This window comes from Candidatus Poribacteria bacterium (assembly GCA_026702755.1).
Lineage (GTDB): Bacteria > Poribacteria > WGA-4E > WGA-4E > WGA-3G > WGA-3G.
Window position 1 is genome coordinate 1 of the sequence record JAPPBX010000007.1, and the last position, 15,665, is coordinate 15,665.

The following is a 15,665-nucleotide window of genomic DNA, read 5'->3' on the forward strand; positions in this document are numbered from 1 at the left end:
GCCAGAGACTCGACATCCCGTTTGAATGTGCTGAGAATGTGCTTGCTGGTTTGGAGGCGAAGGGGATTATTGAAGACGACCACGTGCTTTGATGATTGTCTGAATTGAGATTTATGGGGTTTGGGTAATTTTTACAGATGCCCAGTGCGGTTAGGAATGCAGGTCGCATTTGGGGTTTTTGCTGGGGTGTTTCTTCGCGTACGCCGCAAAACCGCACCTACCGAGCCTGGGTGGACAGTGTGGTTAATGCAATCTAAATTTTTAGAAACGGTATTATTCTATCAACACAATCATACCGCAACCGATGCGGGCACCACCGCCTGCTCTTACTTGTACCTCTTTAAGCACCGCAACAATCCATTCACCGAAGGCTGTATCGTCCCCTTGAAAATAGCCTAACATCCACGCGGTCGTCCGATCATCCAGAAACGTAATGAGAAGTTGATTATAGCCCGCTAAGTCAACAGGGTTTTCAAAATCTATGCCCGATGAAATGTAGAGATGTGTTAACCTCATCCGCATCTCCGGCTCAAATGTTTCGGGTGCTCCAGTGGGAAAGGTACGTCGATATTGGTTTGTAAAGAAATCGGGATCTATGGGTGCACCTTTAGAGAGAAAAAAGTCGTGGTAGGCAGCTAAACTGCTCGGTCCGGTTTCCAAAAACGCTTGATATTCGGGCGATTCTGTCAGCTGAATCACAGCCAAAAATGCAAGATCCAACAATTGCTCAGGCGTAAAGAAACAACTCAGCAGCAGCTCCAGCGGATCATGGCTATGCGGATCCACTACTTGATCTGGAAGATGGTGTTCCATTTCTAAGTCAATCTGCTGCCCGAGCACTACCAGTGTACAAGCATGGGTGGCTTCTACCATTCCCATTTCCATCTGCATCTGCCCCATATTATGAGTATGAATGCCTGTATGGGGGGTGGGGATTTCTAACATTCCCATTGCGGTATGATGCCCATGTGGATTGGTTTGGAACGTATCACCTGTTTCGTGGATAAGTAACAGTTTACCGAGGATGTCGGTCCCCGGGGTACCACCAAGAGACCAGAGTGGTGTTGTAAATTCTAAAACCCCTGTACCGTCCTCGCCAACTGGGATGTTGCCGATTTCACCGACACCGATAGGCGGCATGTCAGGTGTCGCTTCAGCAACAGGAACGCCGATAGTACCTGCTGGAACCGCCATAGGATGCCAGTGTGGTCCTACATCGGTACAGCTGCCAATGTGGAGGTGTGCCGCGTGCAAACCTGGGGATGCATTCTGAATTTCAATCCGGACGTGAACTGTTCCATCTATTTCTGCGAACATGGCTTCGCCAGTCAGACCGCTCCCGTCTTTTTCAGAGATCAGGGCAACTGCGACTTTGTCAATAGGTTCCACAGTGAGCATCTGTGTTGAAATCTCTTCACATCCGGTCACAAGGCATATCACCACCATAAGGGTTATTAGCACTGCGTACGTAGGGGGTCTGATGTTCATAGATGTACAAATTGCTCCTTTCGGTGTGGTATTGAAGGTATTGTATTACATTTCAGTGCCAAAGTCAATTAGTCTTGCTATTCAGAAACCGGACGATTCGTACTTGACATTCTGCCTCACACTGATACAATAAAGACATACTATCCAAAACATGGAGGGAATGAGATGGGATATAAATTAGATCCGAACGCAATGTATCGGATGCCGACACATTTTGGACCGAGGACAGGACCGAGATTTGGACCCGATGGCAGAAAATTTGAGTGTAAAGATAATCCGAAATCGACATCAGTTTCAGTGAGTTTCCTGACAAACAGCGAACAACTTGAGGCTTTTCTACCGCCAGGTTTCTCGCTTAACGGTGAACCCGTCGTGTCTGTGTCCGCCGGCTATATGAAAGAAATTGAGTGGTTGGCAGGACGCGGCTACAATACGCTCGGTGTCAGTTTCCCAGCGGTTTTTGAAGGTGAAGTGGACAGGGCAACTGGATCCCTCTTGACAGTGCTGTGGGAAAACCTGACTGATCCGATTTTGACAGGACGTGAGGAATTAGGCTTCTCCAAAATCTACTGCGAACTGCCAGATCCGCTAACGTTTAACGGCGAAACACACTGCACTGCCAGTTGGCTCGGTTTTAAGTTCATGGATATGCACGTGAGAGCGACAGAGCAAGTTCCGATACCAACCCCGTCTTCATCCCCGCAACAGACGAGTGGTGAACAACCGCTCACCGGTACACTCCACTACAAATATATGCCGAGAACGGGTGAATGGGGGACTGCCGACATTGCATACGCAGTGCTAACACCTGCAAGCACACCGAATCGAGTTGTACAGGAGCATTGGCGCGGTGAAGGAACGGTGGAATTCCACAAATCACGTTGGGAAGACCTACCGACGCAGTATAACATTGTCAACGCCTTCCACGAGTTGGAAGTCAAAGAGTGGCGTGGGGCATCTATTGTCAAAAGCGTCGGTGGAAAGGACCTGAGCGATCAACGGATATTGCGTTAATTCTTAGTCCATCACTGAGCCGCCTGAAACGGTGATGGAAATCCCTGATAGGTAGGCGGCTTCGTCTGAGGCGAGGAAAGCAGCCATTTTGGCGACATCTGCTCCCTCAGCGAGTCGCCCGATGGGTACGGCTGCTTCAGAGCGGCGTGCGTATTCCGCGAGTTGTTCATCAGCAGAAAGATTCTGAGGCATTAGCACAGACGCGAGATGTCCAAATCGCTCTGTATCCACAAGTCCAGGGCAAATAGCGTTCACGTTGACCTGATAGGGTGCGAGTTCACACGCGAGCGATTGCGTGAAGCCGATCACGGCGAATTTTGAGGCACTGTATGCAGCGAAGCGCGCCGATCCGCGTTTCCCGGTAACAGAAGACATATTGATAATTTTGCCTCCCGTTCCTTGCGCGATGAGATGCCGTGCCACCGCTTGAGAACAGAGGAATACACCTTTCACATTGACCCGTTGCACTCTATCCCAATCCTCTTCAGCCAGATCTACGACAGGCACGCGATCCTTACCAGCGATTGTCCCTGCGTTATTGACGAGAATATCAATTTTCCCAAAATGCGAAACGGTCTTGTCCACCATCTCGCGGACCTGATCTGCATCCGAAACGTCCGCAACGACGCTGATGGCACGTTGTCCCATCGCCTCAATCTCACGGACGACATCGGGTAATCCTTGCCAATCCCCTTGATCTGCAGCATAGGGATGCTCGGTAATGTCGTTGACAGCGACATCGGCACCCTCTTTCGCCAAACGGGTCGCAATTGCACGCCCGATGCCGTTCTTGCCTCCCGCACCTGTTACCAAGGCGACTTTTTCATTTAAGTTGTACATTCAGGTATAACTCCTATGAATTGAATAGAGCAGAGTATAACAGATTTTAGAGAAGATGTCAAATTTGACAATTTCTTCTTGTCTTCTAATACCAAACATGCTATTATGCCCCTATGCCAAAGTTGAATCTAAAACCCACTCACAAACCGATCCGAGATTACTACACCACCCTGCAGCAATATGACCGACACAATGCTACCCATGAAGGTGCAGTCAGCAATCCTTTTGCCTTTTTGCTGGATACTTGTGCAAAACAGGTGAACGCCACGCTTATTCCGCAATATGCGATGCGCACAGCAAAGGGAAACCGTATCGTTATTGATGGCGTGGTCCTCGACGAATACGGACTCCCCTTCGCCTACTGGGAAGCGAAAGATATAGATGACGACCTCGCTAAAGCCATCCAAGGTAAACGCGATGCTGGCTACCCGTTTGACAATATCCTCTTCCAAACACCGCACCGCGCCATTTTATACCAAAACGGACAGAACGCCTTGGACGTGGACATCACCGAACCGGCATGCTTGATTGCTGCACTTCAATATCTGTTCTCTTACGTCCCTCCCGCGCTCGACAATTGGCAAACGGCTGTCTCCGATTTCAGAGAGTATGTACCTGACCTCGCAAGCGCGTTGAAAGTACTCATCGATCAACGCCACGAAACAGATCCAGCGTTCAAGGAGGCGTTCACCGATTTCTATGAAATCTGCCGCACCTCTATTAACCCTGAACTCTCACAAGATGCTGTTGAGGAGATGCTCATCCAACACATCCTCACGGAGCGCATTTTCCGTACCGTTTTCAATAGGTCAGACTTCACCCTGCGAAATATTATCGCCCGTGAGATTGAAAACGTCAGCCACGCGCTCATGCGGCATGAAGTGAGTCGCGACGTGTTTCTTGAACCGTTAGATCGGTTTTACATTGCTATTGAGCAAGCAGCGACGCTCTGCAAAGACTTCTCCCAAAAACAGCACTTCCTCAATGCATTCTATGAGAAGTTCTTTCAAGGGTTCTCTGAAGATGTGGCGGATACACACGGCATCGTCTATACACCACAACCGATCGTCGATTTCATGGTGAATAGCGTTGAACATATCTTGAAAACCGAGTTTGACAGGTCTTTGTCGGATACCGGCGTACATATCATCGATCCTTTCGTCGGGACGGGGAACTTCATCGTTCGGCTCATGCAGGACATTCAAGGCACGGCGTTAGAAGAGAAATACCGCCATGAGCTGCACTGCAACGAGGTGATGCTCCTGCCCTACTATATTGCGAGTCTGAACATCGAGCAGGAGTACTTTCAACGTACAGGGACATATCTGCCGTTTGAAGGTATCGCGCTTGCAGATACGTTTGAGTTGCTTGAGCAGCAGCAAACGGAACTTTTTACACGCGAAAATACAGAACGGGTGGAGAGACAGAAAGCAGCGGATATGTTTGTCGTTATCGGCAATCCACCCTATAACATGGGACAGATTAACGAAAACGACAACAACAAAAATCGGAAGTACGAGACAATGGACGCGCTGCTAAAAGAGACGTATTCACAAGACTCAAAAGCAACGAATAAAAACGCGCTTTCGGATCCATACATAAAAGCGATACTGTGGGCATCAAAACGGATTGGGAACGAAGGCGTTGTCGCGTTTGTGACGAACAACGGTTTTCTCGACGGTATTGCGTTTGACGGGATGCGGAAACATCTCGGACAGGATTTCACCAAGATTTATCACATTGACCTCAAAGGGAATGCCCGTACTTCCGGTGAACGCCGACGAAAAGAGGGCGGTAACGTTTTTGATGACCAGATTCGGGTCGGTGTTGGTATCAGTTTTTTTATCAAAAAGGCGGCGGCGACCTCTGCACCTGCTGAGGTCTGGATCTATTCCGTTGACGACTACTTGAAAGCCCGCGAGAAACAGAAACTTTTAGCCGACTTCAGGGACTATACAAACGTTCCAATGAAGCAAAGAACGATTGATGCAAAGCATACATGGTTGACGGAAGGTCTCCACGCTGAGTTTGACACTTTTGTCCCAATAGGAACGAAAGAAGCGAAGGCAGAGAAAGGAACGGCATCGGATGTAATTTTCAAAACCTATAGTCGTGGTGTTGTAACCTGCCGTGATGCCTGGGCTTACAATTTCAATCAAGATATGCTGACTGAGAATATAAATAAAATGATTGAAAATTACAACGCGGAAGTGGCACGATGGACACAACGGAAAACCCGGGAGGCAAACGTTGATAATTTTGTGGTGAGTGATGACACAAAAATCAGTTGGAGTGAGGCACTAAAACGGAACTTACAAAGGGGAAGAACCGCTGCCTTTTTGGAAGAAAATGTGAGGGAATCTCTTTACCGGCCATTTACCAAATCAAACCTCTATTTTGAGCGAATGCTGACCGAGCGAGTATATGTTTTCCCCTCGATCTTTCCTACACCTGAAACGGAAACAGAAAATCTGGTAATTTGCGTCAGCGGCATAGGAAACAAGGGGCCTTTTATGCCGTTGATGACAAAGATAATTCCATGTCTTGGCTTACTCGGTTCAGATCAATGCTTTCCCTTCTACACCTACGATGAGGACGGCACAAACCGACGAGAAAACATCACCGATTGGGTGTTGACAGCGTTCCAAACCCACTACGGCGATGACACCCTCACCAAGTGGGACATCTTCCACTATACCTACGCCCTCTTGCACCATCCCGTTTATCGTGAGAAGTATGAGATGAACCTCAAGCGCGATTTACCGCATATCCCTTTTGCTGAAGACTTTTGGGGTTTCTCCAAAGCGGGTGCGGCGTTGGCGGACCTCCACGTCAACTATGAATCCGTTCCGAAATACGATAAACTCCGAAAGGTTGAAACCCCCGACATGCAAGTCAATTGGGATGTTGAGAAGATGAAACTCTCTAAAGACAAAACGCAGTTGAAATATAACGATTTTTTGACGTTGGACGGCATCCCCACAGAAGTTTATGACTATAAGTTAGGGACGCGTTCTGCTTTGGAGTGGATCGTGGATCAGTATCGTATCAAGGTAGATAAACGGAGCGGTATTAAAAACGACCCAAACCGCGAGGATGAACCGCGGTATATTGTGGACTTAATTGCGCGTGTTATCAACGTGAGTCTAAAGACGGTGGAAATCGTCGAAAATTTGCCTAAATTGTAGGGATGGTCCGCGGGGTTTGTCCGGCTCGGTTTTGTTGGGTTTCACTCGACATATTTCATACCATAGCCTATTGGAAAAGTGAAAGTGGGATTTCTATTGAGGAATATACCTGTTTTTCCGTTCAACCCAACCTACACACAGATTATGTTGAAATCGCATTCAGACAGGAGTCTCCGAAGATGTGCAAACCGCTAAGGCGACCAGAGTACGTACGTCGGGATGTTAAACAGTGTGCCGAGCAGTGCCCACATTCCGACGAATACATAATCACCCATCACTAACCCTAAAAAGAAGGGGATCGCTCGTTGATGTGCCCGTAAACCGAAGATGGTAACAATGATGAACTTTATCAACCAACCGAGGAAAACTGAGAACCAGAAATCCGCAAGTCCGCCCCACGTTGCCGCTGTCATTACATACCCGATCGGATGGAAGGGCCACCAGATAAATTTATGGCGCAGGAAGTAGAGGATCCATGTCATCACTGCCCCCATCCCCATGGATTGCGTTCCGCCCCAGTTTGGACCGATGGGGTTGTTAATCCACCGTTGCAAGCGTCTCCCGAAGACCTCGTTGCCGATACCGACGACGTATCCATGCACCGCCAGTGCGCCTGTGTCGTAGAGGAGATAGAGAAATGCCCAAAACGAGGCGAGCGTCCCGATGACGATTGAGAACATCATCACCCAGACCAGTTTTCGGCTGTTAATACCGGAACGCTCAGCAAGCTTGAAACCTTCTAATTGATTGGGCATCGGATGCGAGACGTTGAGTCGATTCAACCAGTAGTAGAACGAGATAATTGTGAGGTTACTGGTACCGACAAACCGGGGTCCGAAGGTCACTGCCATCAACCGCGCTGGATCCAGTGCGAGAATCTCATGTGATGGCGGACCGAATTCGGCACGTACGCGCGTTACACCGAGTGCCATCAAGAGAAAAATAATGATAAAGCCGAGGACACCGACCAAGGTCATCCCCGCCTGCACTGAAAATATAGTGAGCCCGATGCCTCCGAAGACCAATCCAAGGACAGCAGTCCGGTAAGACATCGGTTCGTTTGAATCGTCAAACGCTTGCCTGTTCGTAAAGCAATTCTTCACGACATCGCGCAGATGGCGTCGAGTTCCCCACAACGCGAGAACACCGACAGCAAGCCACGCGCCACCGGCGCGCTCCGCAAAATAGAGTTCACCTTCACCTAACATCCCGACGCGGATAATCCGCTCCGCTTTACCGAATAGATAGAAAAACCACGCCGACATCGAAATATCCAACGGCACGAAAAACGTTAACCCTATGATAAAAGGATAGGCAGATAGCGATACCCACCCGACAGCGTTCCACGGTTTATCGGTAAATAGATGCGTGATGGAGTAATAATTGAGTTGGATAGAAGGGACTTGGGGAAATAGATAACTTAATCCTGCGAGGAGTTCAATAAATGCGGCGACCGAAAAGCCTATCCACATCGTGCCGTTTTTGTAAAAGCTTTTCCGCCCCTGTGCCATCTGGAGGGGTAACTGGATGATTGGATATGCCAACTTTTCACGCTCGGTCCATTGGACGCGGATAAGCGTAATGAGGCATATCAGCGTGAACCAGAGCAGGGCAACGAACCCTGTCCAGACAAGAATCGGTACTGCCCAACCGCGCAGATGCTTTGCGAGATAAAAGGTTGAATCGCCCTCAAAATAGGCATCTAAGGCACTGTTATCAGGAACGAACCACGTTGGAATGTAACGCCAGAACAGATCTGCCCATTCGTTTTCCGGGGTCGCAAATCGGAACGGATGTGCCAACGTGCCGATCAGGAATGTCATCATGGAATGACCGCCGATCGTCGATACCATGACGACCATGATATAGATAACGAGGAGTTCTCGTGTGGTCAGTGCACTGCTGGGTGAAAGTTTCTTCCACGCCAGGTTGAAGCCAATAACGGCAAAAAGCGTGAAAATAGCATTGAAGAAGAGCGAGACGAAGTTGAGGAGGAACTGCGGCTGGATCATTTCCGCAGCGTAGGCAAGCCAATAGGCGTTCCCAATAACGAGAAGTGTCCCAATCAGAAGTGCACGGAGCGTAATTCCAGATGTAAAGGAAGTACGAGATTCTGGCATGTTTAAATAGGGGTTGGCTATCGGCTTTCAGCAATCAGTAAAGAGGTTTTCGACATATCTAACCCTTATACTGACTGCTGATTGCCGACGGCTTTAACCATCAACTCGTCTACAGATACTTTTGCGAAGGCACGAGTTGATGGTTAAGGCTTTTTATTTTTTAAGGGATCCCCAGAGCACAGCGAGTTTGCCTGAAGGTTCAACGGCTAATATCTCATCATCAAAAGTGAGGTCGCCATAAGCGAGACCGTCCCATGCGCCGCCGGGTATCCATCCGATCTGATGTTCGCGTCCGCCGTTCTCACAATCGTTCATGTGGAAACTGAGCCCAATCGTCAACCCGTCTTTCGCTTTGAAGTTCTTCCCTTCCCCCGGGTTTGCGAACGCCGGATTACCGCGCGGTTTCGTCGGGTCAATGGCGACTTCGTAGATGTAATCATTCCCATTCTTCACTAACACCCATTCGGTGTTCTCTTTTGAGGCGGCGGCGGATAAGTCCTTGCCATTGGCACCAAGTGTCCACTGGACGAGGGTGTCCCGCACCATGCCGTTTTTGAAATCAAACATAAACTCGACGCTATCGTCTTCCCACCATTTGGCATCAGGCGGATTAATGTCTTGGAGTTCATCGTCCGTAATTTCAACAGCGAAATAGATACGGGTCGCGTCTTGTGAACTCCATGCGACTCTGCCTTGACCGGTAAAATCATTAGCTTTCGGGATACCATCCCCGACATCTTTCAATTCATCAAAGGCAACGATTTCGGCGCGTTTCCATTCGTCAAGTTTTCCATCTATTTTAATGTTTCTAATCTGTTTAGCAACGTACTGTTTATCACGCTTCGCAAAGGCGGTAGGATGCGTCAAAAAGCACATCAGTGCAACCACTGTTATTATCCCAACCGCAAACTTCAACGTCTTCATTGGAGAGTTCCTCCGTCTTTCAACTTCTGAATTAGTTGTTCCTGCGTGCCATACCCCTTCATTAACTTACATCCACTACACAATAACTGAAGATTGTCGGGAGTTTCGGCACCTCCTTTGGATTTCGTTAGAATATAGTCAACTGTCATATTAGAAAACGGAAATAATATTTGGCAACCGTTGCACCTGCCATCTTGGCACCCGAACAATGTGTGCTTATAGGTTCGATCCTGTTGGTAAAACTCAGGGTTACCCTTTCGGTGGATAACCCGTTCGACGATACCGCGTTGTTCAAGACGCGATTTGACGAGTTGAAAAGATTTGTGGCTCAAATCAATGCCTATCCAATGGCGCTGTAGGTGTTCCGCAGCAACACATGTGGTAGCGCACCCGCAAAACGGATCAAGCACCATGTCCTCCGGATTGCTACTGGCACGAATAATTCGTTCTAACAGCGCAAGCGGTTTCTGTGTGGGATACCCAATCCGCTCTTTACTTCTTGCCGTTAAGTTTGGTATATCAACCCAAATATTGTTCAGCGTTTTGCCTTTTTGTTCATCAAGATACCGTTTATATCGAGGAACATTTCCGGGACTTGTTTGTACAACACGTCCTGCTTCAATCTCTTTCAGCATTCGCGTTTTCGCCCATCGCCATGTCCTGACGACTCCCATCACTTCATAGGTAAGATGCGAATCAGGATCTTGGATCTGAGCGGTTATAGAGGTATGTGAAACGAGTCGTCCAGTTTCCGGTTCAACGTAATAATATTGGCGTTTGGTTTTTTCATCCAAATCCGACATATCATAAGGAATTGTAACAGCCTCAGGGTTCCATACAAAGTCGTTGCTTTTTGAATAACGGAAGATGAGGTCCGAATCTCGCGCTAACCCTTTTTTAAGGTTTCCCTTGCTGGTTGCAGCCCTTTGCCAAACAATCTCGTTCCTAAAATTGTCTTTCCCAAAAATGCCATCCATCATCACTTTGAGATAGTGGCTTGCGTTATCATCACAGTGGAGATAGATAGTTCCTGTCGGTTTCAGGATGCGATGCATCTCCAGCATTCGGATACCCATCATGATGAGATAGGCTTTCATGGACTTTCCATGACTAAACGCGGCGGAACTGATGGCATAGTAAAGCGGAGGGTCTCTTTCCGCCAGTTCACCGTGCGATGCTTTATCCAAATCGCTTAACGTCCATGAATCTTTGAATGCTGCGCCCGCTGCCTCGCTCTCCACCGGTGCCTCAAAGGTTCGATTGGAATTAAAGGGTGGGTCGAGGTAGATCAGGTCTATAGTGTCTGTGTCAAGACCGCGAAGTACATGCAGATTGTCCCCTTCAAAGATGGTTCGGTTCTCGACATTCATTCTATTGCCTATAAATAGAGTCATGTAGGCACGCTTAAAGACGCGCCTACGAAGGGCATAGCGTTTTATCGGCGCGCTTTGAGCGTGCCCCATGTTACAGCGAGTTTTGCCTTGGGATCAACAGAGAGTCCTTTGTCAGATTTGAAGTTTTGATTGACCTCGGCTTCTTCAAGAATGCGGTCATAAACGCTAAATTCGTCAATGATGCCGGTAAACACACCGAACTCGCCATCAGCTCTACCATCCAAACCAATGAAAATATGACTTTCAAAATCCTCTTCAGGAAATTAGGCGAGGTTGAGTACTCCCTCGGTTGTCGCTTCGCCATCAACAAAGAATTGGACCTTACTATCCTCAGGTGTGCCTGCGACAGCGATGTGGTGCCACTTGTTGTCATCAATGTTGTTTCCTACGTCTTCAACATTGCCTACCCAACCGGTGTCAAGGTTGAGGACGCTATTGCGAACCCACAAGGTCTTGGGTCCCTTATCATCGGTCCCTGGGCCACCGGTTTTCGCGAAAATGACACCCGGACCCGAGTTGTCGGTTTTTATCCATGCCGTCCAAGTGAAGTCGCTGTTGAAATCAAAGTCTTCAGGACTATCAATCTCGACGAAGTTCGCTTCGTTTCCATCAAACTCTAACGCATCGCCAATTTTACCAGTAACCTTTTTCAGGTTCCCGTTGATAGTCCCGTCGTAATTACCTGTCCCATCCGTAACGGTCTTTCCGCTAATGTTGTTTGCATCGAAACTCCAATAACCCACCAATCCATCCTCAACAATTTGGGCAGATAGGTTGGTCGCGATTAGACTAATAGTGAAAATTAATATCACAAAGTTAACTTTCTGTAGCACAATTAAATCTCCTTTGATTTGGTAGAATATGGAAATCTGCAAGTCGTATGCCACAGTGTGGCACCCTCATCCATTAAAAATCTTCCTGAGAATTAGAAACGCGCCGCCGACAACGATGATAAACAGCGCGACGGAAAAGACGAAGGCGAAAATTGCTTGCAAAATTTGGAAGAGAATCAGGATACATACAACAAATATGAATATCCCGAAAATGATGAGTAAAATTTTTCCCATACGTTAATGTATGTGGATATGGATCCACGTGTTGCAGCTTATCAAGAGGCGCGCTTAAAAAGCGCGCCCGGTTGTTATTGTTCACATCAATCCATCGTCCTATTAGAGATGGATTGCTTTAGTAGCGCGCTTTGAGCGCGCCCCAAACGGTTGGAAGTTTGCCAGTTGCCTGAATGGCAAGAATTTGTTTTGGTGTGCAATCGTCAGGCGTATCGCAAATTGCCCAATTGTCAAATGAAACAATGGTTAGCGCGGGGGGACCTCTGCTTGAACCCCCGTTAAGACCAACTTGTCCACTCTCAGGTCTGACATTTCCAAAGTCGAGTTTGCTTTCAAGAAGCCACTTTTTGGGTTCTTCTTCGCCATCTTCCCAGATTTTACCGGTAAACCCTTTGTCGGATATTTCGGCTTTCATCCAGTACCATTTACCGATTTCTACGATATCAAACGGAGGTTTGGTATCGTTCTGTTTCCAAGCGAGATGGTCATTGAGGAATTCCATGTTATTGAGGAAATGATGAATCAGAAAGGCGTAACCCGAGGCATCTCCCGGATCAAGACGAAACCCAAGTCCACAACGGGCAAGATCGTGGTCTCCCCATTCATCAACACGAATCATCACCAATCCAGTATGCGGTTCTTTAAAACCACCATCAAGAACAAGATAGGTGTGATCGCCCGGAGATTCGTGGGTTTGGCTGATAACGCCGCCCTCTTCTACCCATTTGCCTTCATGGTTCTTAAATTCATATTTACCATCAATTTTCCCATCGTCAAAATTGTCAAGGTATAAAACCTTACCAAAGCTGCTGGAAGTCCAGACAAAAATGGCGGCATATACCAGCGTGAAGAGGAGATATTTGTGGGTTGATAAACTCTTAACAACGTTCATCGGAACAACCTCCTTCAAGGTAGCATCTTGTTGATTTAGTTTCCTAATGTTGGATCAAGAGTTCTCGTCCGAATAGATTTTTTATTCTCACGGGGTTGCGCGGCGTTTGCCACCGTCCATATAAAGCGTACTCCCAAACATATAGGAGCAAGCCTCAGAGGCTAAGAATGTCACGACATTCGCCACCTCCTCCGGCTCTGCGATACGTCCTGCAGGCAGTTCTTGTCCAAGTTCCTGCAATAATTCCTCAACATCGCGTCCTTCACGCTTGGCTCTTGCACTTTGCTGCGTGCGTGCTCGACCAGTATTGGTCAACCCCGGGCAAACAGTATTGACCAAGATTCCGTCACCTGCGACAGCATCAGAGAGTGCCCGTGTGATGTTCAGAATAGTGATATTCGCAGCTCCTGTCGGTATGTTACCACGGGTGGGACTCGTGCCAGCGGCACCTGCTATATTGACAATTCGTCCCCACTGATTCTCCCTCATATACGGAATAACCAGTTGTGACATTCGTAGATAACTGTAGGTTTTCAATGAAAGTGCTTCATCAATCATTTTCGGCGACAGCCCTAAAATATCAGCGTTCCGCGCAGCACCGACATTATTGACGAGGATGTCAACACCGCCAAAACGGTCTATCGTCTCCTGCACCACTTTTTCACAACTCGCTTGTGTAGTTAGATCCACCGCAACGGTATGTCCTTTTCCGCCGGTCTGCTCAAGTTCCACAAGGGTTTGATTGAGTATGTCTTCAGTCCGGGCAGCAATGCAAACGTGAACACCTTCAAGTGCGAGTGCAAGCGCGCACTGTTTACCAATGCCGCGACTACCGCCGGTAACAATTGCACGTTTTCCGCGGAGTCCTAAATCCATGGATCAACTGTCCTCATACATTTCACTTAGTCTGTATAAGATAAGATAAGATGTCCACCTCAATTGGTAGACATCTCATTTTCAACACGATGCGTGTCTCAAAGGATACTTATTGGGAGGACTTAAGTGAACCCCAAGTTGTTGCTATTTTCCCAGCGGCTTCAACGGCTAATGCGCCTTCAATACCCTCACCGAGTTTTGCTACGTCATCATCAGAGAGTACTGTGTCAAAGACAACGACTTCATCAATGATACCGTTCCACTGACAGCGTTTGCCACAGCCTGGGTCAGCACCGATATAGACCTCTTCGGGAGATGCCCACGGTGGTCCTTTTGCATCCTCGGAGTTTTGCAGTTTGCCGTTAACATAGACATGGAGTCGTGATCCATCCCATGTGCCAACGAGATGAATCCACTCTTTAGCAGGAAGTTCATCACCGAGGACCTCAAGTTTCGCGCCCCCGTTGGCAACACGGATGTGAAAGGCAGCCTGCGTGCTATTTTGCCCGTTTTCATGTGCTCCGGTTCCGAGTAAGAACTGCGACCACGTCGAACATCCAAGCCCTTTCCATATCACACATTTCCCATTCGGGTCTTCCGCTGCATAGACCCAAGAATGGACTGAGAACCCTTTGGAATCTTTGAAATCCAAGGCGGCTAACGTTTTGTCTTCACCCTTGGTACCGAGTTTGACCCAAGTGTCTGCACCGTTAAATTCCAACCCACCGCCGAATTTGCCTTTCGCCCATTTCAGGTCGCCGACAAATTCACCGTCGGTTCCGTTACCGGAAAGATCCTTTACCTCTTTACCTTTACCTTCTTCAAAGGTCCACATCCCTGCAATGTCGTCTTCATCAAACGCGGCGTGGCTTGTAGCCATCACAGCGAAACCGAGAGCAATGATAGCAACTGCAGTCAGTATGTAATTCAGATAGCGTTTTGCCAAAAACATATTTATTTCCTCTCTGGAAAAGTGATTCGGTGATCACTTCTCCGTTATTTCTTGAGACTGCCCCATGTGACAGCCAATTTCTCTTTTGCGTCCACAGCGAGCGTTGTTTCCAAACCGTCATTCATAACCGCTTGGATATCGTCTTCGTCGAGAACGGTGTTGAAAATAATGAACTCGTCTATCAACCCTTCCCACTGTCTTGATTGACCCCAGTCACCAATCCGAGCTGGGTCGAGGACCCCGGGGTTTCCACCCCAATCGTTTTCGATATCGAGTTCGCCGTTAACGTAAAAACGAATTTTCTTTTCCGTCGCGCTGTAGGCGGTGGCGATGTGGACCCATTTGTCCATCTGATCCCCTGCTAACATATAGTTCGCAAAGGTATCATTCCCACCTGGATTACTGTGAATGGAGAACTCAACCTTATTATTCGGGTGCATCTGGTAATGGATGTCCCCGGCTTTCCAACCGTTGACGTTGAAGAAAACACGCCATGCTGCCTCGCGTCCAGTGGATTTGACCCAATGCGTGAAGGTAATTTCTTCAAATTCGCCGATCCGTTTCGGAATTTCGACCCATTCGTCTGAGCCGTTGAGTTCGAGCGCGTCCCCGATTTTGCCTGTAACAAATTTGCCACCTTTTACTTCGCCATCAAATCCGTTTCCAGACACGTCCTCGGCATCGCCTTCAAACAACCATGCCGCTGCAATCATATCTTCGTTGATCTCAGCAGAACCAGTTAGACTCACACTCAACATGAGCATCAGGCTGAGAATAATTGTTATACCTCTTGCGTTTAACAAATCTACCTCCTACGTGTTACCGGAAGACCGGTAAATCGTGTATATTTTCCGGTTCTTCCGAAATATTCTTATGCTGCGCATAGTTTAACCAATTGTAACATAAAAAA

Annotated in this window: 13 protein-coding genes; 2 read left to right on the plus strand and 11 right to left on the minus strand. The window is 47.9% G+C overall.

The genetic code is table 11. The features are described from left to right. Positions 1-273: 273 nt before the first annotated feature. The gene (locus tag OXH39_01150) at positions 274-1,488 is read right to left on the minus strand and encodes a superoxide dismutase family protein (protein ID MCY3549036.1); all 1,215 of its coding nucleotides are present in this window, start codon (positions 1,486-1,488) and stop codon (positions 274-276) included. Positions 1,489-1,653: 165 nt separating this feature from the next. On the opposite strand from OXH39_01150, the gene OXH39_01155 reads away from it, so the two are divergent. Continuing rightward, on the plus strand, positions 1,654-2,502 hold the full coding sequence (locus OXH39_01155) for an acetoacetate decarboxylase family protein (GenBank protein MCY3549037.1): 849 nt from the start codon (positions 1,654-1,656) through the stop codon (positions 2,500-2,502). Positions 2,503-2,505: 3 nt separating this feature from the next. Here the strand turns inward: OXH39_01155 and OXH39_01160 are convergent, their stop codons facing one another. Then, the gene (locus OXH39_01160; protein ID MCY3549038.1) at positions 2,506-3,342 is read right to left on the minus strand and encodes a 3-oxoacyl-ACP reductase FabG; all 837 of its coding nucleotides are present in this window, start codon (positions 3,340-3,342) and stop codon (positions 2,506-2,508) included. Positions 3,343-3,455: 113 nt separating this feature from the next. Between OXH39_01160 and OXH39_01165 the strand changes: the two genes are divergently transcribed. Beyond that, a complete protein-coding gene (locus tag OXH39_01165) occupies positions 3,456-6,530 on the plus strand; it encodes an N-6 DNA methylase (GenBank protein ID MCY3549039.1) in 3,075 nt (1,024 codons plus the stop codon). 191 nt (positions 6,531-6,721) lie between these two features. On the opposite strand, the gene OXH39_01170 is transcribed toward OXH39_01165, so the two are convergent. From OXH39_01170 to OXH39_01210, 9 genes are all read right to left on the minus strand, one after another. After that, positions 6,722-8,650 (minus strand): hypothetical protein, encoded by a 1,929-nt coding sequence (locus OXH39_01170; protein ID MCY3549040.1) that lies wholly within the window; start codon positions 8,648-8,650, stop codon positions 6,722-6,724. Between the two features lie 153 nt (positions 8,651-8,803). Further along, complete coding sequence (locus OXH39_01175; protein MCY3549041.1) at positions 8,804-9,574, minus strand: hypothetical protein; 771 nt, start codon at positions 9,572-9,574, stop codon at positions 8,804-8,806. Beyond that, positions 9,571-10,944: a DNA methyltransferase gene (locus OXH39_01180; GenBank protein MCY3549042.1), complete on the minus strand. Its 1,374-nt coding sequence runs from the start codon at positions 10,942-10,944 to the stop codon at positions 9,571-9,573. Before OXH39_01180 ends, OXH39_01175 begins: the two co-directional genes overlap by 4 nt. Before the next feature lie 65 nt (positions 10,945-11,009). After that, complete coding sequence (locus OXH39_01185; GenBank protein ID MCY3549043.1) at positions 11,010-11,162, minus strand: hypothetical protein; 153 nt, start codon at positions 11,160-11,162, stop codon at positions 11,010-11,012. A 69-nt stretch (positions 11,163-11,231) separates the two neighbouring features. Continuing rightward, positions 11,232-11,801, minus strand: coding sequence for a hypothetical protein (locus OXH39_01190; GenBank protein MCY3549044.1), 570 nt, complete (start codon positions 11,799-11,801; stop codon positions 11,232-11,234). 352 nt (positions 11,802-12,153) lie between these two features. Further along, the gene (locus OXH39_01195) at positions 12,154-12,927 is read right to left on the minus strand and encodes a hypothetical protein (GenBank protein ID MCY3549045.1); all 774 of its coding nucleotides are present in this window, start codon (positions 12,925-12,927) and stop codon (positions 12,154-12,156) included. A gap of 87 nt (positions 12,928-13,014) precedes the next feature. Next, on the minus strand, positions 13,015-13,803 hold the full coding sequence (locus tag OXH39_01200; GenBank protein MCY3549046.1) for an SDR family oxidoreductase: 789 nt from the start codon (positions 13,801-13,803) through the stop codon (positions 13,015-13,017). Positions 13,804-13,912: 109 nt separating this feature from the next. Further along, on the minus strand, positions 13,913-14,755 hold the full coding sequence (locus tag OXH39_01205; protein ID MCY3549047.1) for a LamG domain-containing protein: 843 nt from the start codon (positions 14,753-14,755) through the stop codon (positions 13,913-13,915). A 44-nt stretch (positions 14,756-14,799) separates the two neighbouring features. After that, positions 14,800-15,558 (minus strand): LamG domain-containing protein, encoded by a 759-nt coding sequence (locus OXH39_01210; GenBank protein MCY3549048.1) that lies wholly within the window; start codon positions 15,556-15,558, stop codon positions 14,800-14,802. Between the last annotated feature and the right edge of the window lie 107 nt (positions 15,559-15,665).

What these genes read in the sequence shown, in the direction of transcription:
- OXH39_01150 (MCY3549036.1), bottom strand. Translation starts at nt 1,488, where the DNA reads ATGAACATCAGACCCCCTACGTACGCAGTGCTAATAACCCTTATGGTG.
- OXH39_01155 (MCY3549037.1), top strand. Translation starts at nt 1,654, where the DNA reads ATGGGATATAAATTAGATCCGAACGCAATGTATCGGATGCCGACACAT.
- OXH39_01160 (MCY3549038.1), bottom strand. Translation starts at nt 3,342, where the DNA reads ATGTACAACTTAAATGAAAAAGTCGCCTTGGTAACAGGTGCGGGAGGC.
- OXH39_01165 (MCY3549039.1), top strand. Translation starts at nt 3,456, where the DNA reads ATGCCAAAGTTGAATCTAAAACCCACTCACAAACCGATCCGAGATTAC.
- OXH39_01170 (MCY3549040.1), bottom strand. Translation starts at nt 8,650, where the DNA reads ATGCCAGAATCTCGTACTTCCTTTACATCTGGAATTACGCTCCGTGCA.
- OXH39_01175 (MCY3549041.1), bottom strand. Translation starts at nt 9,574, where the DNA reads ATGAAGACGTTGAAGTTTGCGGTTGGGATAATAACAGTGGTTGCACTG.
- OXH39_01180 (MCY3549042.1), bottom strand. Translation starts at nt 10,944, where the DNA reads ATGAATGTCGAGAACCGAACCATCTTTGAAGGGGACAATCTGCATGTA.
- OXH39_01195 (MCY3549045.1), bottom strand. Translation starts at nt 12,927, where the DNA reads ATGAACGTTGTTAAGAGTTTATCAACCCACAAATATCTCCTCTTCACG.
- OXH39_01200 (MCY3549046.1), bottom strand. Translation starts at nt 13,803, where the DNA reads ATGGATTTAGGACTCCGCGGAAAACGTGCAATTGTTACCGGCGGTAGT.
- OXH39_01205 (MCY3549047.1), bottom strand. Translation starts at nt 14,755, where the DNA reads ATGTTTTTGGCAAAACGCTATCTGAATTACATACTGACTGCAGTTGCT.